The organism is Oceanipulchritudo coccoides (genome assembly GCF_010500615.1).
Lineage (GTDB): Bacteria > Verrucomicrobiota > Verrucomicrobiia > Opitutales > Oceanipulchritudinaceae > Oceanipulchritudo > Oceanipulchritudo coccoides.
Map to the genome: position 1 here is coordinate 1,214,659 of NZ_JAAGNX010000001.1, position 21,405 is coordinate 1,236,063.

Annotated in this window: 16 protein-coding genes; 6 read left to right on the forward strand and 10 right to left on the reverse strand. The window is 51.2% G+C overall.

Annotation, left to right across the window (positions count from 1 at the left end; translation table 11 throughout):
- The first annotated feature begins 10 nt into the window (after positions 1-10).
- The 3 genes from G0Q06_RS04625 to G0Q06_RS04635 all read left to right on the forward strand — a co-directional run bounded on the left by G0Q06_RS04625 (position 11) and on the right by G0Q06_RS04635 (position 5,180).
- Positions 11-2,452, forward strand: a complete 2,442-nt coding sequence (locus G0Q06_RS04625; protein ID WP_163962914.1) for a sodium:solute symporter — start codon at positions 11-13, stop codon at positions 2,450-2,452.
- Between the two features lie 172 nt (positions 2,453-2,624).
- Positions 2,625-4,055 carry a sulfatase family protein gene (locus G0Q06_RS04630; protein WP_163962916.1) on the forward strand — a complete coding sequence of 477 codons (1,431 nt, stop codon included), beginning with the start codon at positions 2,625-2,627 and terminating at the stop codon, positions 4,053-4,055.
- A gap of 54 nt (positions 4,056-4,109) precedes the next feature.
- Positions 4,110-5,180 carry a Gfo/Idh/MocA family protein gene (locus G0Q06_RS04635; RefSeq protein ID WP_163962917.1) on the forward strand — a complete coding sequence of 357 codons (1,071 nt, stop codon included), beginning with the start codon at positions 4,110-4,112 and terminating at the stop codon, positions 5,178-5,180.
- 31 nt (positions 5,181-5,211) lie between these two features.
- On the opposite strand, the gene G0Q06_RS04640 is transcribed toward G0Q06_RS04635, so the two are convergent.
- The 6 genes from G0Q06_RS04640 to G0Q06_RS14445 all read right to left on the reverse strand — a co-directional run bounded on the left by G0Q06_RS04640 (position 5,212) and on the right by G0Q06_RS14445 (position 14,935).
- Entirely contained in the window at positions 5,212-6,831 is a 1,620-nt protein-coding gene (locus tag G0Q06_RS04640; protein WP_163962919.1) for an arylsulfatase, read from the reverse strand.
- A complete protein-coding gene (locus tag G0Q06_RS04645) occupies positions 6,828-9,953 on the reverse strand; it encodes an SGNH/GDSL hydrolase family protein (RefSeq protein WP_163962921.1) in 3,126 nt (1,041 codons plus the stop codon). Before G0Q06_RS04645 ends, G0Q06_RS04640 begins: the two co-directional genes overlap by 4 nt.
- A 178-nt stretch (positions 9,954-10,131) precedes the next feature.
- Complete coding sequence (locus G0Q06_RS04650) at positions 10,132-10,293, reverse strand: hypothetical protein (RefSeq protein ID WP_163962923.1); 162 nt, start codon at positions 10,291-10,293, stop codon at positions 10,132-10,134.
- Positions 10,294-10,399: 106 nt separating this feature from the next.
- Positions 10,400-13,048 carry a TonB-dependent siderophore receptor gene (locus tag G0Q06_RS04655; protein WP_163962925.1) on the reverse strand — a complete coding sequence of 883 codons (2,649 nt, stop codon included), beginning with the start codon at positions 13,046-13,048 and terminating at the stop codon, positions 10,400-10,402.
- Between the two features lie 159 nt (positions 13,049-13,207).
- A complete protein-coding gene (locus tag G0Q06_RS04660; protein WP_163962926.1) occupies positions 13,208-14,224 on the reverse strand; it encodes a hypothetical protein in 1,017 nt (338 codons plus the stop codon).
- Between the two features lie 471 nt (positions 14,225-14,695).
- Positions 14,696-14,935: a hypothetical protein gene (locus G0Q06_RS14445; RefSeq protein WP_238710352.1), complete on the reverse strand. Its 240-nt coding sequence runs from the start codon at positions 14,933-14,935 to the stop codon at positions 14,696-14,698.
- Between G0Q06_RS14445 and G0Q06_RS04665 the strand changes: the two genes are divergently transcribed.
- Both G0Q06_RS04665 and G0Q06_RS04670 read left to right on the forward strand, forming a co-directional pair.
- Positions 14,849-15,658 (forward strand): ELM1/GtrOC1 family putative glycosyltransferase, encoded by an 810-nt coding sequence (locus G0Q06_RS04665; RefSeq protein WP_238710331.1) that lies wholly within the window; start codon positions 14,849-14,851, stop codon positions 15,656-15,658. The two genes, G0Q06_RS14445 and G0Q06_RS04665, sit on opposite strands and share 87 nt — an antisense overlap.
- Positions 15,636-16,328, forward strand: a complete 693-nt coding sequence (locus G0Q06_RS04670; RefSeq protein ID WP_163962928.1) for a sulfotransferase family 2 domain-containing protein — start codon at positions 15,636-15,638, stop codon at positions 16,326-16,328. The genes G0Q06_RS04665 and G0Q06_RS04670 overlap by 23 nt, the downstream gene beginning before the upstream one ends.
- A 25-nt stretch (positions 16,329-16,353) precedes the next feature.
- Here the strand turns inward: G0Q06_RS04670 and G0Q06_RS04675 are convergent, their stop codons facing one another.
- Together G0Q06_RS04675 and G0Q06_RS04680 are read right to left on the reverse strand one after the other, a co-directional pair.
- Entirely contained in the window at positions 16,354-17,115 is a 762-nt protein-coding gene (locus G0Q06_RS04675) for a class I SAM-dependent methyltransferase (protein ID WP_163962929.1), read from the reverse strand.
- A gap of 58 nt (positions 17,116-17,173) precedes the next feature.
- The gene (locus G0Q06_RS04680) at positions 17,174-17,899 is read right to left on the reverse strand and encodes a YrbL family protein (RefSeq protein ID WP_163962930.1); all 726 of its coding nucleotides are present in this window, start codon (positions 17,897-17,899) and stop codon (positions 17,174-17,176) included.
- A 53-nt stretch (positions 17,900-17,952) separates the two neighbouring features.
- Here G0Q06_RS04680 and G0Q06_RS04685 point away from each other — a divergent pair, with 53 nt between their 5' ends.
- Positions 17,953-18,810 (forward strand): polysaccharide deacetylase family protein, encoded by an 858-nt coding sequence (locus G0Q06_RS04685; RefSeq protein ID WP_163962931.1) that lies wholly within the window; start codon positions 17,953-17,955, stop codon positions 18,808-18,810.
- Here G0Q06_RS04685 and G0Q06_RS04690 read toward each other — a convergent pair.
- Together G0Q06_RS04690 and G0Q06_RS04695 are read right to left on the reverse strand one after the other, a co-directional pair.
- Entirely contained in the window at positions 18,790-19,902 is a 1,113-nt protein-coding gene (locus tag G0Q06_RS04690) for a glycosyltransferase family 4 protein (RefSeq protein ID WP_163962933.1), read from the reverse strand. The two genes, G0Q06_RS04685 and G0Q06_RS04690, sit on opposite strands and share 21 nt — an antisense overlap.
- Before the next feature lie 124 nt (positions 19,903-20,026).
- Entirely contained in the window at positions 20,027-21,361 is a 1,335-nt protein-coding gene (locus tag G0Q06_RS04695) for a DEAD/DEAH box helicase (protein WP_163962935.1), read from the reverse strand.
- Positions 21,362-21,405 lie beyond the last annotated feature (44 nt).

A 21,405-nucleotide genomic window follows, 5' to 3' on the forward strand; every position in this document is an offset into this window, starting at 1 on the left:
TTAACTACTTATGAAGTACAAACTTATATTTCTATTTGTCCTCAGCCTTGGGCAGGGACTCTGCCATGCAGAATTAAAGGATGCATTCAATTGGTCAAGCGCTCAAATACCTGATGCCGTTGTCAAAACAGGTCAAGTGGGAGCTTACACCAATGAAACCCTGTTATTGGCAGGGGGATTTGAGAATGACGGTAATCCTTCAGCGAGTATTTATGCTTTGGTCAGCGAGACACCCGGGCAGTACAAGTTAGTCAGTGAATCTGAAACAGATCATCCCATCGGACTTTGCAAGAGTACCTATCGAGAGGATGGTCTCTATTTGGCTGGTCTTGCTGGTGAGGTTTCCCGAACTGTATTTAGGATAACATACACCGAAGGAACGATCGGCTGGGAAGAACTCACAGCCTTTCCGAAACCTGTAGCAGTAATCGGAATGGATTTTATCGAATCCTTGCTCTGTGTTTTTGGGATGGATCCGGAGACGGGTTTAAATGTCTTATACACCCTGGATATCGATTCACCCGGGTTAGGATGGGTGACCGAAGAAGACTTTCAATGGCCAGTTGTGAACGATGCCGTTGTGAAGTCAAATTACGGGATGTTACACATATTCGGGGCGTCTCGAACAGGAGACAACTCCTTGGGGCGAACTTGCTACGGCTGGCGCAAACTTCCCGTCGACGGAACCGTTCAGAAGGGATGGATTAAGCTGGCCTCCCTGCCCGATGATTTCAAGGCGGCAACAACCTTTACCACCGGGCAGAGCCATATCGGGTTTTTCGGTGTTGGATTCGGCGATACTCTTTCAAAAAGGACGTCACTGCTTATCTATCACACGGTTACGGATACCTGGGTGGAGGCTGATCAGTACCCGGAGTCTATCAGTGCGGTCACAGCCGTAAGGATTGATAATTCCTGCCTGTTTACGGGTAATGGGCAGAGTAAGGTGCCTTTAGTTGGTTTTGCGCCGACTGTCAGCAAGCTCAAGTTCATTGATTATGTGGTAATGGCGATTTACTTTCTTCTTTTGGCCGCAATCGGATATCACTTTGCCCGGAGACAGAAATCATCGCGAACCTTCGCCATTGGCGGTGGAAAAGTAGCTTGGTGGGCCGCCGCCATCAGTATGTTTGCCACCGGGGCCAGTGCGATCAGCTTCATGGCTATTCCGAGCCTTGTTTTTCGCACCAACTTGATATGGCTGTTCCCAATCGTGGTTTTCGTTCCGTTTTACTTTGTGCAGGCCTATCTGCTTTTTCCCTTGTTGCGGAAACTCGACATCATCTCGACCTATGAGTATCTTGAAAGGCGGTTTCATCCAAGCCTTCGACTGTTGGCCAGCTTGCAGTGTATCGCCTTCCAGACCTTTGGACGGATCAGTGTGGTAATTCTTCTTCCTGCCCTGGCTATATCCGCCACGACCGGTCTGGATGTATTTGTCAGCGTGTTGTTGATGGGGTTAATCACGACGCTCTACACGACATTCGGGGGGTTTGAGGCAGTGGTCTGGACGGATGTCCTCCAAGGCCTGCTGATGATCGGCGGGATTGGATTGATGATCTGGTTCGGTATCAGCGGAATGCCAGGCGGAATCAGTGAATTTGTCCAGGTTGGCCAGCAATACAACAAGTTTGATTTCTACATTGGCGGGTGGAATATCACCCTGGCACTAGGGATTTTCCTTGTCATTCGGCAACTTGCGGAGTCCTTTGCTGCAACAGCGGATCAACCTATGATTCAAAGGGTCTTTTCCACGCCCTTGACCAAAGTCCGTAAATTTGCGGCCATGTTCGCCTTTTTCGCGATACTCATCGCGGTATTTGTCCAATTCATGGGGCTGAGCATGTTTGGCTTTTTCCATGCCAACCCGGAGAAACTGGATCCATTCATGACAAACGACCAGATAGTCCCGTTGTTTGTTACGCAAACGCTGCCTGCAGGCATTTCCGGCCTCATCATCGCCGCCTTGTTTGCCGCCTCAATGTCCACGCTGTCAAGTAGTGTCAACAGTGTGTCAACTCTCCTTTCGGAGGACTTTTATTGCAAAATCAAGAAGAATGTCACGGATCGGGAAAAACTGGTGGTGCTGAAGATATCATCCCTGGTGATCGGGCTCTTCGGAACGGGGACTGCGTTGTTCATGGCCTCCTTGAATATTAAATCCATGTTCCAGTTATGGATTGAAATTTCGGCCCTGATCGGCGGTGGCTTTGTGGGCATGTACTTTCTTGGGATGTTTACCAACAGGGCGAATTCACCCGGGGCTGTTGTTGGGGCGATTTCCAGTATATTCGCCCTCATTTGGATTAAAAACTACACCGATGTCCACTGGTCACTCTATCAGGCATTGGCAATAGTTTCCTGTGTCGTCGTTGGCTACCTGTTCAGTCTGTTCCTGCCGCACAAGGAAAGGGATTTAACCGGCTTAACGGTATTTAAACCCGCGAAATAATTCCCTCAACGCTTTAAATCCGTCCACATACCGAAGAACCTTGAACAGCCCGGTTCCCCTCGAATTTGCAATTCCCTGTAAAGTGAGAAATTTTAACAAAGTTAAACCGGGAATATTCGTGCTGCTGTCTGGCCTAATCCTAAGTCCAGTCTGGAGCGGCACTTTTTCAACCATGAAACCCAATATCATACTCATCTACGCAGATGACCTCGGGTATGGTGATGTCAGCTGTTACAACCCTGATTCGAAAATCTCCACCCCTAATATAGACCGGCTGGCGGAAGAGGGGATTCGATTTGCCGATGCTCATGCCCCAGACACAGTTTGCAGTCCCAGCAGATATGGTATCCTCACAGGGCAATACTCATGGAGAACCGATCGAAAATCTGGAAACCCACCACCTGGCACGCAGCCTTGGATAAAGAAAGGGAGAGTTGCTCTCCCTGAAATGCTTCAGCAAAAGGGTTACACCACCGCTGTTTTCGGGAAATGGGGACTTGGAGCCGATTGGAATTCCGCTGCCAAGCCGGGGAGAGAAGGGCTTGATACAAGCCCGAGGGGGATCGATTACACGAAACCCATTTTTGCGGGAAAGGACTTCGGCTTTTCCCATGAGGAAGTACATCTTTGGTACGGTAAAGAAGTTCATCAAACCACCTATCCTTGTCATTCAGATCCAAATGCTTACGAGAAAGTTGACGGAGGGCGTTGGTACTTTGTCAACGGAATGAGCCGGGGTGGGGATCCTAACTTTTCTGCCTTTGATATGGAAGAGGCCCAGATGCATTACATCGAACGAACCGTTGATTGGATAAAATCGAACGATTCGCCCTTCTTCATTTATTATGCCCCCCATATCCCGCATTGGCCTCATGTGCCTGCGAAGCAATTTCATGGAGTCACTTCCCTGGGATACTATGGCGATTTTGTGGCTCAGTTGGACTGGGCGGTGGGTCAAATTGTGGATGCTTTGGAATCCAGTGATGAGCTTGAAAACACTGTGATCATTTTCTGCTCTGACAATGGACCGGAAGTCCAGACTTATGATTATCACAAGCTGGGGCATGCCTCATCTGGCGATTGGCGGGGCGTCAAGCGGGATGCTTGGGAAGGAGGGCACCGCACGCCTTTCATTATCCGGTGGCCGGAAATATCCAATCCAGGTAGTGTCACTGATCGGCTTGTCTGCCAAACGGATATCTATGCCACTGTGGCTGACCTTCTGGATGTTTCCTTATCGAAGGACTGTGCGGAGGATAGTTTTAGTTTCCTCGATGAACTGCTTCCAGAACATTGCGTTAAGGAACAGCGGGAGTTAGCCATTTACCACACGGGTTTCTCGAATAAGTTGGCAATCCGGAAAGGAGACTGGGTCTTGATTGATGATCCTTCCGGTGACAATGGCGAACAGGAACCCGAATGGCTTTGCCGGGAGCGCGGAGTTGTTCCCCATGAGCTAGGTGTTGAATTATTTGACCTCAATTCAGACATGCAACAGACGACCAATCTTGCGGTCGAACATCCTGAGATCGTGGAGAATTTACTACGCCACCTAAGGAAGGCTGTTCAAGCCGGTCGTACGAGGAAGTGCGTAATTAACTGATTAACATTATAGATTTTCCCTTTTGAGTCAGTTGATCCTCAACAAAAGAAATATATGTTAAAGGCTGGCATACTCGGATTGGGCGAAGGCAGGAGTGCCTTGGCCGCAATAAGTTCCATGGAGAACTGGCAAACGCGGTGGATCTGCGATCTTGACCAGCAATTGTTAGACGCTAGGAAAAGTGAATTTTCGATTTCCAGAACGACGACGGATTATGACGAGATGCTGGCGGATCCAGAAGTCGATGTGATCTTCATCTACACGCCCGATCCTTTTCATGCGGACCACATATTGAAGGCATTTTCTGCTGGGAAGCACGTCTTCTGCACTAAGCCGCTAGTCGATTCGCTTGAAAAAGGACAAGAACTCCTCAAAGCGCAAAAGGCTTCCGGTAAGGAACTGATTGTTGGTCACACAAGCCGGTTTTATCCGACGACAATGCAGCAGTACTCAGATTTCAAAGAGGGCCGTCTCGGGGAAATAGTTTCCTGTGAGACGCATTACAATAGTGATAAGCGATTGGGCTCCGCTGGGAAGCGTGGAAAAAAGGGAGAAGTCAACTGGCTCTATTCTGGATTGTGCCATCCGCTTGATCTCGTTTTCTGGTTCCTTGGTCCGATCAAATCGGTTTCGGCAATGTCGGTTCTGAGTCCGGCCGGCAAGCGATTGGGCTCTAGGGTTCCCGACAGCTTTCATGCTGTGTTGAAGGCCGAAACCGGTGCCTTGGGACAAGTGAGCGGAGTCTATGGGGCCGCGTCGACAGTTCAGGAGGCGCACCCGCAAAGCGGCTGTATCCTTCGTGGAGATAAAGGAAGCAGTGTTGCTTCTGCACCCCAATTTGAATACTCAACAAATCTTGATGGATTCCCTCAAACCACTAGCAGTTTTCCAGATGATGCTGGGGAGTATTTCCCCTGGGGCGGGTCAAAGTACCATGTGGGGGAGACCCGGAATCTTTTGGTTCACTTCGCCGAGTGCTTGCAGAGACAGCAAAGCCCGCGTCCAAACCTAAAGGATGGTCTCAAAGTGGTTGCGATTTTGAAAGCGATTCAATTATCAATGGAATCGAATTGCCAGGTCGAGGTGTCCGATGTGCTTCGGAAGTACGGTTTAGTAGATTTGTAAGATGTGAGATGAGGTAGAAAATCGTGAAGCGCTATTTGGCGACCCGCCAAAGCCAATGTTGGTATAATGAGCCGAGTTGCTTTACGACTCCGGGATGTTCTTCAGCCAAATCCCTGGATTCAGTTCGATCGTATTCCAGGTCGTACAACTCCCATTTCTCAGGCAATCCGGGGTCATTATTCCAACAAACCAGCTTCCATCGACCATTGATAACAGCTTTTCCTGCATCCCATTGCCAGAATATCGGAGTTGCGCGGTCGACAGCAGATTCCTTGAAGACGGGCACGATGCTGGTACCTTCATAAGGTAAAACCTTCTCCCCGTTAAATTCAGCCGGATAAATGGCTCCACTAATCTCAAGCAGTGTAGGCATGATATCGATGAAGTGACCTGCGAAGTCATCAAACCGACCAGGATTGCTGATCCCCGCGGGCCAATGGGCAATCAAGGGGGTGTTAATACCTCCTTCGTGACTGTAATTTTTGAAAAAGCGAAAAGGGGTGTTGCTGACGTTGGCCCAGTTGTGCTCCTGTGACGTCCAGCGTGACATGCTTCCCATTTCGCCGTTACCTGGAATATTGTCTCCGGCATGGACCACCTCGGCTGAGGCTCCGTTATCGGAGGCGAAAAGAATCAATGTGTTTTCCAACTCATTCAGGCTATCCAACTTGGCCAGAATCCTACCGATATTCTGATCCATACGATCAACCATCGCGGCATATACTTGCATGCGCAGGGCCTCTGTCTTCCTTTCATCTAAGGAAAGATTTTGCCATTGACTGTATGTGGGTTCAGTCAAGGGGTATCGCCCGTCGATAAGGCCCAAGTCCAGTTGTTTTTTGTAGCGTGCGTTTCGTATTACCTCAAACCCTTCATCATATACACCGTCGTAGGTTTTTATGTCCTCCGGCCATGCCATCAACGGATCGTGGGGGGCTGTGTAAGCCACGTAGAGAAAGAAGGGTTTCCGTTCGTCCCGATACGTGTCCAGATAGTCAAGGGCTGTGTCGGTGAATGCGTCGGTTGTATAGAAGTCCTTATTCGGTGGTGTATACGGTACCAGTTCCTTATCATCAATGCACCAGACCCGGTCATCTCTTTTCCTCGCGGGCACTGCTTCTCCATCGCGCTGGAGACCGGGATTAAAATGGTTACAGGCGCCGTCGCGAAGGCCAAAGTATCGGTCAAATCCACGATCAACAGGGTTTTCGGTTCCATGATGTTTGCCAACCCATAGGGTGCGGTAGCCTCTGGCTTTCAAAACCTCACCCAAAGTAACTGCATTCCTGATTTTTTTCGGAAGCATCATGTCGGTTTGCTGCGGGTACAAACCGGTCAGGAGGGAAGCCCGCGTTGTCATGCACTTGGCTGTGTTTCGGAATTGGCGGAAACGGATTCCATTGTCCGCAAGGCGGTCCAGATTCGGTGTCTGAATCTCCCCGCCATAGCAGCCAAGATCGGACCATCCCATGTCATCGGCTAAAATGATCAGTATGTTGGGAGCGTTACTCCCACAGTCACCGGCTTTTTCTTCAAGGCCAATCGGTTGTGGAAGATAAGGCGTGGATTGCTCGACGGCATACAAGAAGGCGGGAAGTGAGAAAACTTGAACGAAACAAGCTGCTGTGAATGAGGTAAGGATTTGTTTCATTTCTTCGTGGAATATCTGTGATTTAATAGTTGCTCAAGGCTCAATGCACCCTCTACCAATTGGATTTCCAATTCATGCTCACCGTGCGGCAGACATTGTATCAGGGTTGTCTGGCCACTAGGGTTGTCCGGACGCGGGCTCAGATCCCAGACATCGACCAGCATTGGATAAACCTCCCAAGTGATTTCAAATGGGGTCGGTATGGGCTCATTTTTTATTCGAATGACATGTTCCATGGTAAACCATTCAGGCCGCAATTCGATGACCCCATTGTCGGAAAGGAAGTTACCTGTGTGGTCACCACTGCCTTGGTGTCCACTTACGGAACCTTTAACAGCGTAGCTGAATTCATTACCGTCGTCGCTGCAGGATTCCACGGTGACTGTCCATTTCTCCTTAATAGGTTGTCCGTGTAACATCACCCGCATAATCGCAGGGCGGTAGTCAAACGGAGTTGGTGAGGGTAGGGTGGCAGCCCAATTGCTAAGGAGTTCCGAGGGCCGTTTCCCGTCCACGCGGATCTCGGCCTGTCCGCTTCCGGTGTGGCTGATGACATCCACCCGGGATCCTTTAAAAGGAATGGTCAAGGTAGCGTTTTCGCCGCGGGTGCTCAATCCATCGATACCGGAATTCCACTCCGAGTGGTTGTATTGAAAGGTACTTGGGATAGCGTCTCGCAGGTCAATGCGCGTGACCTTGTCTTCCCATTCAACAGGAGTTCCCGGTTGGACCTGGAAGTGACGGGCCTGCAGTGCGCCCCAAAGCTCGCCCCCGTGGGTATTGAGGTGGATTTTGTCCACGAGAAAGTCATGAACCTTCAGGTCATGCATTTTGATGTATTCGCGCCACTCTTCTCGAACTTCAACGAGCTCGGCTCCGTATTTTTCGGCTAATTCCCGGCGCAGCTGGGAGGCCTTATCCTTCTTCGCATCGATTTCCGGACCGTAGTTGTCGAGGTGGTGGGTTACGCAGATCAACTCGGCAGACGTTTTTGTACGAATTTGCCTCAGGATCTCCTCGTAGGTGCCGTCTTCCTCACCGCTGTAAACATGAAAAACCACCAAATCCGGCTGCTCCGGGATAAGAGTGTGGTGCATTGTGAGCAAACTTCGAGGGGCCTCGTATCCCCCAATCGCCGGGTTGAGAACTTCCAGTTGGGCATGGGGAAATTGTTCGCGCAGCTGAGCTTCGATGATTTCCCGGGAGTAGTCCTGCCGAGTGATCGACTGTCCGTAGAAAAGGATTTTCACCTTATTGGGCCGCTCTTTGGTACTGGTCGAGAGCAAATGCATCGTCCGTTTGATGTGCTCGCCGAGGGGCTTAGTATTTTCTGGCTTTGGAAGTTCCTTCAGAAGCTTGAAGTCGTAAGCAGCTTCAGCGGGCAAGGAGCGTTTCAGTGGATTCGGACTTAAAGGATCAATCTCGACATGCCAGTCGATGCCCGGCCACTTCCACTTGAGCACGTAGGGCTGCTGTTCCGGATTGCGTTGCATTGGGACAGTTTCCAGTGGAATAAGTTCCGGGGCACTGGTGATTTTACCATCAATCGAAATTCCCCAAATCCCAATCAACATGTGTTTGCCAAGTTCATTCGCCGGGGGGGCCTGCAGGTCCTTATTTGGCCACGTGACTCGCCAGTCAATTCCCCCAAATTCGTTTTCCTGCAATGCAGGTCCATGAAGATCCATCAAGTCGATATGGTTGATGCTGACCTGACGACCTTCGTAATCCAGAAGTAATTGTGACCAATTTCCTTTTTGAGAAAGTGCTTCAATCTCTCCGTGATTGTTGATGATACGATATTGATCGGCCGCCATTTCCCAGTTCATATCTGTTGCCGGGAGAATGCGGAGAACCAGGATATTGCCTTGGTGCTGCAAGGTGTAGGTTTGGCCGACAATAGGAGGGGAGATCGCTTCAGACAAAGCATTATTCAAATAAGCACTACCCCATTCAATGGCAGGATGCGCTCTTTGCGATCCGTCCTCTTCGACCAGCCATTGTAGAAATCCCCAGTCGCCTTCAGGTTTCCATAGGGCAACCGGGAAACTTTGCCAGGCAAGCCCCCATCCATTGTGCTCGGCCGTTGGCATGAGCGGGAAAGCGGATAGGCTGCCTACCCGTATATCATCCTGCAGCCAGGCTTGGGCGAAATTGTTGTTGAAGCATTTGATTTGAATATGGGTCCCTTGCGGCTTCCTTGGAGCAACCCGATTGTGCCAATCCAGATTATTCAGGATGTGTCCAAGATTCAGGGAATCCTTCTGCGCCATGAATTCCTCGGTCCTCCAATCACGCACTATGTCCCGGTAGTTCTGGTGTTTCGGGGAATTTGTAAAGGCATAGGAGCGCACCGCGGGAACTCTTGGGAGTCCGCCGTAAATATCTTCGATTGTCAGAAGGTCATTAATTAATCCGGTATAGGCACCCCGGACGGGTTCCGGTAAATTTTCGGAGAGGCAAAGAAGAAGAGAAAGTTCATTAAGGCAAACGCCAGTGTAACCGTCACTCATATGCTCTCCCCAGCCCCAGCCGTGTTCTGTCCAGTAATTCGCTGATTTGAGCATCTCATTGGCCACGGAGGACATTTGCTCTTCATTTCCGCTACGATCAAGAAGCAACCAGGCACACACTAGATCCCCGAGAAATTTATTGGGGTAGTAGACTCGTGGGTGGTCGTAAACCGCTCCGACAAACCAAGTCTGTAAATCCCCCAATATTGTATCGAGAATCTCCAGTCCATCAGGTTCCAATTGTTCACTGTATTGACTTTTGATAACGATTAATGGAAGGCCGATAAAAAAGGCCGCATTGGTATCATCGACCTTCGTTTCTTCAGCGTACCAGCGCATGCATCCATAGGTTTGGCTATCCGGATCCAAATCCTGCATATTGCGAAGAGCTTTGAGCACCCAGGTCGACTCAATCTCATCAAGCCGGTTCATGGCTGCTGCATTCAAAAGGCGGTTGGCGGCAGCGCGTCCGATATGAACCCTCTCCAATCCCTGCACGGCAAAGGTATGTCCCGGCCCAGGAGAATACCAGAGGCCGACCTCAGGGTCCCAATTCGTATTTAAGTTGTTTGGCTCACTGCAGATTGTTTCAAATGGGAGTAAGGTCATTATTAGAACAATAATTTTGGTTAGGTAAGATCCCATGAATTGATAATTGAAATTTTGAAAAACGAATTTGGTTTTAACTATAGTTTGACGATGGATTCTCCATTGCGGGTTATCTGAATATGGGTGCACCCGGTTTAGTCTTCATGGAAGGTGATAATATCCTTTTGATCAGGCCATTCTACTGTGACGATTGTGCGCTCATCATTCCAAGTGACTTGAGGCATGGCATCCGGGTCAACGCCGGCCAGAGGTATTGGCCGTGGAGAATCTCCTCAGCTACCAGTTCGCCAGGAAGGATCTCGAATGTCGTTTCCTCGAAGCCTTGGCTTATTTGGACCATAGGGAGTATCGTGGAGAAAGTTACTTTGAAACTCGGCATGCAGGGGCAAAAAGACACTCATCCTACAATGCATGGAAGGCATGACTGAAGGAGAGAAAACTTTGGTTCAATATGAGTAATGCAGAGAAAGTATCCAGATTCTTGGAGGGGAAAAGCCCAAACCCCCGCTGGAGTAGAGCTTGTCGGTGACATTCTTTACGTTCAAGGCCAAGTTGAAGTTCCCCTTCAGTGCCTCGAATTTATAAGCTAAGCGGGCGTCGTAGATAGTGTAAGAGCCGTTGGTGATGTCATACTGCCAATTGTAGACAAAGGGTTTGCTTGCGCTCGCATAGCGGACTCCTCCGCCAATGGAAAAACCCTCCAGTCTTCCTTCTTGAATCTCATAGTTTGTCCATAGGGACAGCCGCTGCTTGCTGACATTGGGTAGTCCCTGTCCGATCACGGCCTCTGCCTGGAAATCAGCAAGTGATGGGTCTGAGACAACATTTGCATCGAAGTAGTAGGTGTAACTCAGGAGTATCTGCCAGCCGGGGAGAGGTGTAGAGAGAATTTCCGTCTCAAAGCCCTCGGCTCTCTCAAGACCCCCATTAACATAATACCTCACTCGGAATGAATCGTCCGTCCAACCCTCGTCAAGCATGCGTTGCAGGGATCGTTGATAGTCCAGTCTGGATATTCCCTCACGCTCAATCTCAAAGTAGCTGAACTGGCCGGTCAACTTGCCATCAAAAGCCTCCACCTTTAACCCCAGGTCAATTCCAGTCCCTGTCTCATCTTCCAGCCATTGCCGCTCATTGAGGTCCTGCTGGTTGAAATCTCCGAGGTCACTTGCTTCCACGGAAAACCGCGTATTCGGTTGATAGTTCTGGTTCCAACTGGCATAGATATTCACTGAATTGGTCACTTCATAAACAAACCCAATTGCTTGTGACGTACCGCTCGTGGTGCCCAAATCGCGCCAATCGATGGAGAGGACTCCTCTTGATTTCTCCTTGGAATTTTCATGCCGGATCCCTGCCATGGTGTGGAGGCGTCCGTTGAGGAATTCCCCCTGATGCATGACATAGCTTCCCAGTCGCTCTGAGCGATTATACGCCCGACTTGCGTCTGAAGGTTCGAATATCCCGATGACATCGGGTTCACGTGAAGTGAGGGGATAAATCTCATCCAAAGGAGGATAGTATGCTGCCCGGGGATCCCATTCCCGGTAAATTTGTGTCAGCTCCTGGGTCCAAGTCCGGTCGTTTCTCCAGCGTACAGTCTCGCTCCAGCGAAGCTCACCTCCTGTAACAATTTTCTGTGGCGTGCCAAATAAATCGAAGCGGAATACCATGTCGAAAATGTGATTGGTAAACTTACTCTCAAGTTGTCCCGTGTTCACGCTTGTCCCGGCCAAGGTCATATCCCCATAGGGCATGTTTACTCCGGTCATTCTGAACTTTCTACTGTTTTCTCCATAATTCCCGCTGGCTTTAAGCGATAACCAGGAATACGGGCGTACGCTGATCTCATAATAAGCCACCTCGCCGACATCACTGGTGAATCCGTTTGGGCCCGATAGATTCGCATCGGGTCCATAGACGTCGGCAGCGGCATCCTCGAAAGACTGACGATTATTCTCATATTCCTTCACGCCATCGAAGAAGTATTGAGTGATCACAGATGGATATCCTTCTTCAGGGAATGCAGACTGCCGGGCATTGACCCAATTGTCACGGTTTCGGAGGATCGTTTGTTGCCAGCGCCGCAAAGTATCTTCCCGTCCGAAACCCCGATTCCATGGATTACGTCCATAGGTCGAGTCTTGTGGGAGAAACAGGATTTCATCCGGGGGATTGAAAAAATCGTTGTGGTAAAGGGGATTGGTAACAATGGGGGAGCCGCCGGAATTGCCCGTTCGGTCGATCTTCTCACCTTCCAGCACAATGGTCAGCCATGGCGTCGGATCCCATTTGAGCACGAGACCCAGATACTCCTCAGTGAAATTGACAAACTGCCTCCAATCATCGGATTCCTGCCAGGATCCCAGAAGGCGGATTCCCAGACTGTCAAGGAGGGGAGCGTTGGCGTCGAGTTCAACGGCCCTTAGATTGTCTTCACCGACTCGGGTTTTGACCTTGTACTGGTAAATGTCGACGGGCCGTTTCGTCACGTAATTGATGGCGCCTCCGGGCTGGCTTTGACCGAAGAATATAGCCACAGGACCTTTTACCACTTCCACGCGGTCGACACCCTTCAAGGTGTGATTCCCTCCCCGTGGCAGCCCATTGCGGAGAATATTGGATATGGGGAAGGCACGGAGGCGAATGCCGTTGGGCGGCGTGACACCGACCCTTCCTTGTCCGGAGATGTTGCTTGGACCTGTAGTATCGCCCCGCTGTCCAGCGTTCAACACAGAATTGAAATTGGATCCATTGACCGCATCCTGGCTAAAAGAAGAGCTATAGCTGGTGATTTCCTCAAAGTTCAGCATCGCCGCATCATCAAGGAACTCCGCCGTCATTACCTGAACATTCAACGGGGTATCCTTGATTGCGGTGCCGATCTTCGTGGCGGTCATGGCTGTCGTTGCAATGTAGCCTTGGACATCGTCGGTTTGCACGGTGAACGGATCCAGCTCGAAGACATCGCTGCCCGCTTCCTCCTGTGCGTAGGCTGTGCCCTTTTCTATAAGTAAGCTTAGCGAGACCAACAGTAAGAAGGTCCTGAAATTTTTGGTTCTGGGATAAAATCGGGGGGAGGGCTTTTTACTCATTTCCATATGGTTAAATAGATGATTTATTGGATTTTCGCCCTCACTCGATGGGACGCAAATGCAATAAAGCGTAAAGGGATTCGAATTTGCGCAAACGAAACAAAAAAAAACGCTCTTCCTCGAAAGGAAGAGCGTCGGTAATAAATTCTATTCTGTTAATTACTTGAAGGCATAAATCCATCCACCGGCTGCGGTGTTTCCCTCTGCGGGGATATAGATGTAGCTTTCGAGAGAATAGCTATAGATCCATGGATCGTCGGTCACATTCAGCCACCCCATCCATGGGCCGGTGTCGACAAGCCCATTTGGATCGACGCCGTAGCCAGCCCAAGTCATGCTAGGTTGCGGAACTACCGAATCCCAGCTATTGGCGATCATGATATTGTCATAACGCATCGTTCCGCCATAGGTTGTGATGTCCAGAGAAACGATGGGATTGACAAAGGTATCGTACCCGGGTTGCGCATGATTGGAAACCAGGTCAGGTGTGCCCATATCTGCAAAGTTCGGATTCACCCAGGCAGCCTGCCCCTGCAGGACGCCGGCAGCATCGAAGTCGTACCGGGTCACGACAAGGTAGGTGGTCATTGGCTGCGGCTCACCGAGCTTGCCTTCCAGACGCACAATGCTTCTCTGCCCGGTGGCAAGATCCTTGTCATCATGCAGTTCAAACATGAAGCCTAAAACCTGATTCTCGGCTGTTTCGTATTCACGGAACTTCAGCACAGAACGCATCTGCCACGAACCGTTGAAGCGGACCAGCGGCCAGACACTCCGAGGGTCTTCCGGCCCTGTGGAATTCTGGGAGATCCACTCAAACTGATCGAAGGATATCAGATAACGCAGGTAGATCGATGTTGCCTGCCCGATATCGGTTGGCAATGGATTCGGGAAATCATAGTAGGCGCGACCGGTAATGTTGCTCACAGAGCGCATGTCGAGGTGCTTGTTGCCGCCGTCAATGACACCGCCATCCTCAGCCACCCAAGTGAGCCCTGATCCTTCTTCAATCTCCCAATCAGAAGGATCCTGCCCAGCTGTGTTGCCTTCCAGCATCCCTCTCCAGTCTGGATGGGTTGCTGCGGAAAGGGTACCTGTTGCCATGTTCTCGAAGTTTTCCTCAAGGATGACTTCAGCATTAATCATGCTGGAAAAGCCCAGAAGTGACAAGGCCATGGTGGGGAGTCCAAGCCAGGATAAAGCCCATGGCTTAATTTGTAGTTTTGCGGTATTTATTTTCATATGAGGTGCTTTTACTGTGATTAAGTATCTCCTAGAACACAAAATCGGGTGAATAGACGTTACGGGTTATTCGGCTACTAGGATAGGAGGGTTAACTTGCCTGATTTCTATTCATTTGCTGAAATCCCCCATTATCACAAATGCGAAAATACGAAATCTTTGGCGAGATTCCGCAGTCTCCTTGGGAGTCCGACCTACAGGCAAGCCATACCCGACGGCACGCCAGATACACACACCGGACGTGAAAAAATACTACTTGAACAGCTTCTCGGTTACCAATGGTCACGCACCGTTTCTTACTCAGCCGGATAGCGGAGGCCTTCGCCACAAATATACGAAAAGAGGGGATCAAGATCGTCGTCGAGGCGGATTAACCTCCTGAAGCCCGCTTCGAGGGGGAATGTTTCAGCCGTAGATATCGTATTGCCTTGCCGCGCCTGTTTTGGCAACTTCGGGGGCATGACAAAGCGTCTGGTCATTTGGCGGCTGATTGACGGCAAGCCCGGTCACGAAAACCAGAGTGGGGGACTGGTCAATGCCCTTGCCCGACTGATCAACCTGGAGTGTATTGATGTACCGGTAAACCGGCCCCGTCCCAAATGTAGTCGTCCCGACATTATAATCGCTGCCGGACACCAAACTCATTGGAAGTTGTTGCGTTGGTCGATACTCCACCGGGCCAAGTCGGTTGTCCTGATGAAGCCAAGCCTGCCGATGGGACTTTTTGATCTCTGCCTTGTTCCCGAGCATGACTTGAAGGAAGGCTTTTCCCAACGAAAGAACCTGATCCCAACAAAGGGTGTCCTGAATAGCGTTCGTCCGGGAAAAAAGACCCAGCCGCCCACAGGGTTGATCCTGATCGGGGGCGTTTCAAAGGAGTATGATTGGGATGGTGAAACCCTGAAGAAGGCGATTGAGACGGTAGTCCGTGAGAATCCCTCGATTAATTGGCTGGTCACGGATTCACGCCGCACACAGGGGGGATTTCTCCTCTCCCTCGACGGTCGGATTACCAAGTATCCACATAAGAAGACTGCCCACGGATGGCTTCCTGAAAAACTGGCCTCCGCATCCAAGTGTTGGGTGACCGAGGACAGTGTATCGATGATTTACGAGGCCCTCTCAAGCGGGGCCCAAGTGGGACTGTTGCCCATGTCCCGGAAAGGCAAACCTGGCCGTGTCGCCCGTGGCATTGAGCAGCTTGTCGAATCTGGATGGGTTAGCCGTTTCGGACAGGTTAAGCCCGTCTCTTCAATACAGGAGGACAAGGCTGTCTTGCGCGAGGCCGACCGTTGTGCTGAGCTACTAGTGAAACAATTCGAACTTCCTGAAAAATCCGACAAGCATGATTATCAGCCATCGCCATAAATTCATCTTCATCAAGACACACAAGACGGCTGGAAGCAGCTTGGAAATGGGGCTCGGCGCCCTGTGCGGCCCGGATGACATTATCAGTTCGATGGAGACAAATGATGATTCGGGAATACCACGGAACTATCACGGGACCAGTTTTCTTGGGCGCCTGTATGCAAAATCGAAGTTTACCCGGAAACTGATCAATCGACATTCAAGGCTTGTGGAACCATGGTACTACGAGCATATGCCGGCATGGAGAATTCGTGAACAGGTTGGTGAGGATGTATGGAATTCCTACTACAAATTTTGCTTTGAGAGAAATCCTTGGGACAAAGTGGTCTCCTATTATCTGTGGAAAAAGCATGGACAGGATAAACCGCTTCCGGAGTTTGAAGAATATGTGCTGACCAAGACACATCGCCTGCCCATGGATGGTGGACTGTATTGCGATGATTCGGGGGATTGTCTGGTGGACCGGATTTATGACTTTCATAATCTCATGTACGAGGTCTCGTCGCTCTACAAGCGGCTGGGGCTGCCCTTTGATGGTCGTCTTCCGCGTGAGAAGACTGATATCAAGCTGGACCGGAAACCTTACCAGGAATATTACACGGACAAGACCCGTGATAAGGTGGCGGAAGTGTTCAGTCGGGAGATCAAGCTCCTGAATTATACTTTCTAAAACAAGGGATTTTGGGAGGGGCAGTCTAGACCCGGGCAATGACAATCATGTCCTTGAAGCCGACTCCCGGTTCACGGATTTCCTCAGGAAAGTCGTCCTTCATCTCTCCCTCGACAACAATGCGGTTCATCAGTTGGTACTCGGCGGGATAGCGGTCACCCTTTAGCAGGTCGAGTGAGGTAAAGCGCTCCCGCAACATGTCGAGCAGGTCGACCCCGATCTCCCGGGCCCGCTCGTTGATGATCTTCCCGAACTCAACCGTTTTTTCATGTGTGAAGATCTCGGCAACGACCGCTGCGCCGCCCGGCTTGAGAATCCGGCGGAGCTCATTCAGGCAGGGCTCCAGAAGCGGCGGTTCAGTCAGGACGCGCGAGATGACAACCCAGTCATAGGTGGCATCGGGAAAGGACATGTTTTGCAGGTCCTCCTTGTGATCAACCCCTTTCATGAACAGGTCAGCTGTTTCGTATCCACCAAACAAGGACTTCAATTGATCGCCGAGGCAGTCTTCCGGGGCGATGTGCAGGACAGTTTTTTTCTTGAAGTTTTCCGTCTTCGCAAGGTCGTTCATGACCAGATGAATCAGGCGATGACGTTCTGTCGAACCGCAGCCGAGACATTTGGAATCAGTCCGGATGGTTCGCGGTTCGGGCCGGACAAATTTGTCTTTGAACGGCCCCTTGTATCCACAAATTGGACAGGTGTACGGGGTGCGTGACGAATTGAATAACTTGTACCAAGCCGGGCGAACCAGCTGCTTAATTTTTTCCGACCAACGGCTTCTCATGGCTTTCCTTTAAATTGTGGGTACTCAAGGGATTAATTAATTAGATTTGTATAAGGGATTATCGGTGGCGCAACAAGCCCTGATCCCAAGTGCTTTCCTGTCGCATCTTTTCTGATACTCCGCCGGATTTCCAGAATGCCTCGAATCGGGGCCACGCTGTGCTAATTCGTTTCTGGACCTTTTTTCTGCCGAGGTGACTGCTCCAACGGGCGAGGGGCAGCCATGCTGGATCGCCCACACCGTCAATCAGGTACAGTTTCCACGCCCCGCCAGCGAGGTGACGGGCGACGAGGTTATGATCATGCAGGTTGCGAGTCAGGACCCTGTTCTCCAACAGGAACGCTGCAAATTCATCAAAAGCCTGCCTGAACTGATCCGGCTCAAAACCCGCGGTAAAGAGCTCGCGCAGGGACCGGCTGATCTTTCCATCAGCGTCCCGCATGAGGTCGAGGACCAGTCCGGGTCCTTCATCCGTGGCTTCGTAGCCGTAGCATTTTGGCAAATGCTCGCGCATTTTTAGACCGATCCGGTTTTCTATTCGCTCAAGGACAATGCGTTCCTCCTCATTGTTATCATGTTCACGCCGGATGGCTGACGGGATCAACTTGCTCTTCTTGTGGCGCCGGGTCCGCTTGTCATCGCGCCTCAGGACCTTCACACACTTGGACGGGTCCGAAGGATGGACATAGCATTTGCGACGACCGCCCACACCGAACGGTTCGAGGCCCTTCAGGGTGAGAAGGGTCGCCGATTGGTCCGGGGATTGCTGGGCTGTTTTGTCCATTAATTCAGTGGGGAGGCTATCCAATTGGCTGGGAATGCGGCAAGGAATTAAGGATGATCCAACTTGTTCCGGTTGCCATTTTTGTGAGTACCCGCTTACCTGTTCGCGAATCAATGCCCATTTTATTCCAGAGAACTGTTAAGTCACCCCAGAAGCCACGTGTCCTGATGTACCACATGGTGAGGGAACATATTCCTAAGGCTCGCTTCAATAAGATGCGTGTGCCGCCGGAGGATTTTGTCTGGCAGATGAAATGGCTCAAGGAGGACGGATGGCAGTTTCTTTCGACTCGTGATCTTTTCGGGCAATGGGGTAAGTGGCCGGAAAAGTCGGTTGCTGTCACATTCGATGACGGTTTTGAGGACAATTACAGGAACGCCTTTCCCGTGCTCAAGGAGCTTGGCATTCCCTTCACGCTTTATCTGGTGAACAACCGCCATGACAAAGACTGGTCGACGAATAAAAAGAGCCACCATTCCGGAGGTGAATTGAAGGAGGAACCCAAGTTATCCGATTCACAGGTGAATGAGATGTTGGAATCAGGGTTGCTCGAGTTGGGTGGGCATACCATCGATCATGTGAATCTACTCAAAGAGGACACCGAGTCACAGGTGGAGCAAATTGTCGGGTGTGCACGCAGACTAAGTGAGACCCACCATGTGGAGGTGCCGACATTTTGTTATCCCTTCGGTCTGTTTGATGAGGAATCCCTTCGAATCGTCAAAGGGGCTTCCTATGTGGGAGCGTTCACCGTTGAGGAATCGTTTGTTGATCCGGCATCGGATCCTTTTGACACCGGGCGACTGAAAGTCAGCGGGAAAATGAGCCGAAGGCAATTTCGCCGGATGCTGCTCACCGGCAAGCGCAAGTTGTTTTCCCGAGGCCGGTCCTCAGCGGGATTGGGCCGCTAATTCCTTGTAGCATTCAAGTGTCTCCCGCTGCATGGCCTCAAGTGTGAAAGGACGCTCATTGGAAATGGAAGGGAAACCATTATCGAGCCAATCAATGATCAACTGAGTAAGCTTCTCCCTGTCGCCGAACGGGACCCGACCTTCCGGAAACATTGCCTGGAGTATCTCCCCGACACCTCCGTGCTCGTAGCCGATCACGGGCGTTGAAAGGCAGAGGGCTTCCAATGTCGTGCGGCCGAATGATTCGGGCTGGGTCGTGAGGGACAGGACGATATCCGATAATCCCAGAACCTCCCGCAAATCTGACCGGTGTCCGGTGATAGTAATGTGGTCGGCTAGGCCGGCCTTCTTGATCTCTTCCCTGATTTCATCCAGGTAAGCCTGCTTCTTCTCGTGCGCCCCGCCGGCAATGATCCCGTGGATACGAGGATTAACAGAAACAAGGGACTGGATGATTTGTATGAAATCGGCATGCCCCTTTAGCCGGGTCACCCGGCCGGGTAGGGTGATCAGGATTTTATTTGCCGTTTCTGGATAAGCTTGATGCCACTTGGTTCTCCACTCTTGGGAGGGCTGAAAATCGTTGGGGTAGTCACCCGGATCCACACCACGGTGGACCACCCGGATCTTTGAGGGATCCGTTTCAGGATAGTTTGTCAGGACGAACTGCCGGCAACTATCCGAGACTGTAATCACCAGCTCCCCACGTGTCATGATTCTTGAATACGCGTTAACCGAGTTGAATCCGTGAACGGTCGTGACCAGACGGGGGCGGGTTGTCCGGTCCATTCGTCGCCATGCCAGCCAGGTGATCCAGGCAGGTAAACGGGAACGCACATGAATGATATCGGGGGATTCATCCTCGAATACCTTCCTCAGCACCTTGACCTGGCTGAGCGAAAGAAGGGATTTCTTATGCACGGGCAGGGTGATGTGGCGTGAGCCGTCCTCAACAAGCGATTTGACGAGCTTGCCCCCGTTGGAAATTACTACCGACTCATGCCCCTGTTCCACCAGATAACGCCCGATTTCCAGGGTGCCGCGTTCAACACCGCCGGAATTCAGCTCGGGGAGTATCTGGATGATCTTCATTTCACGTCTTCAAGGGCAAACCGTCAGCACAGAGCTGGCTGAGTATTGGAGATCAGGATTAACCGGATATCCCGTGCCCTCAAGACTTTTGAATCCGTCTTTGGGAAGATTAGCGTGAAAGCCCTTAACGGCCGGATGCCCGACCACGGCTCTTGTGCTTGAAGTGCCCGCCACCGCGAGGAGCGGGATGACGGCCGCTTCTGCCGAATGGCTTTCTCTTGCCAAAGAACTTCTTGCCTCCGCCTTGACCACCGCCACCGCCGAATGGACGCTTGCTGTGGTGTGTTGAGCGATCGGCTGCCTGCGGATCGTGGAAAGGATGATTCACATCCACCTCAATCTTCTTACCAATGTACTTTTCGATCTGGGCAAGTAATCCCACATCATTACCGGTACAGAAACTCACGGCGTTGCCTTCGGCTTCCGCGCGTGCGGTGCGCCCGATCCGATGAACGTAGCTGTCTGCCATTTCCGGCAGGTCGAAGTTCACCACGAGAGAAATTGAGCGTACATCAATTCCGCGAGCGGCTACATCTGTCGCCACAAGGATCGGAACCTTGCCTGAACGGAATCCGTCCAGTGCTCGCTGGCGAGCGCCTTGGGATTTGTCGCCATGGATGGCGTCGCTACGGAAACCGTGCTTGTTGAGTTGCTTGGAAAGTTTTTCCGTTCCGTACTTCGTGCGGCAGAAAATAATGGTTGAGTGATGTCCGGAGCGATCGCCCTGTCCGCGCAAATATGCCTGAAGCAGCGGCATCTTGTTTTCCTGCTTCACGAAGCAAACCTCTTGTAGGATATTTTCCACTACAGGCTTGTCAGGTGTAACAGTAATGCGAACCGGATCCTCGACAAAGTCCTTGGCGATGCGCTCCACATCACGGCTCAAGGTGGCGGAAAAGAGGGCAGTCTTTCGGTGGCCCGGCATTTCCTTGGCGATACGGCGCACATCGTGGACAAAGCCCATATCGAGCATGCGGTCAACTTCGTCCAATACAAGGAATTCAACTCCGCTGAGGTCGATATGCCCCTGATCCATCAGGTCAAGCAATCGTCCGGGCGTCGCAACAAGGATATCCACACCCCGGGCGAGAGCTCGGGTCTGGGGATGCTGGCTGACGCCACCATAGACAAGCGCGTGGCGCAAGCGGATGTTTCTTCCGTATGTGTTAAAGCTCTTGCCGACCTGGACGGCGAGTTCACGCGTCGGGGTCAAGACAAGGGTCCGCGCCATGCCGCGTCGCAATCCCTTCGGATTGGCCGCAATATGATTCAGGATCGGCAGGGCAAAAGCCGCTGTCTTACCTGTGCCTGTCTGGGCGCAACCAATGATGTCGCGTCCTTCAAGCTGGGCGGGGATGGCCTGCGCCTGGATAGGCGTCGGAACCGTGTATTTCTCTTCACGCAATGCGCGTTGAATGGGCTCTGCCAATGGCAGATCCGCGAATGTAATAGATGACATGTATTTTTTAAGACCGTTAATCAATCAGGCTACCAGAACATGGG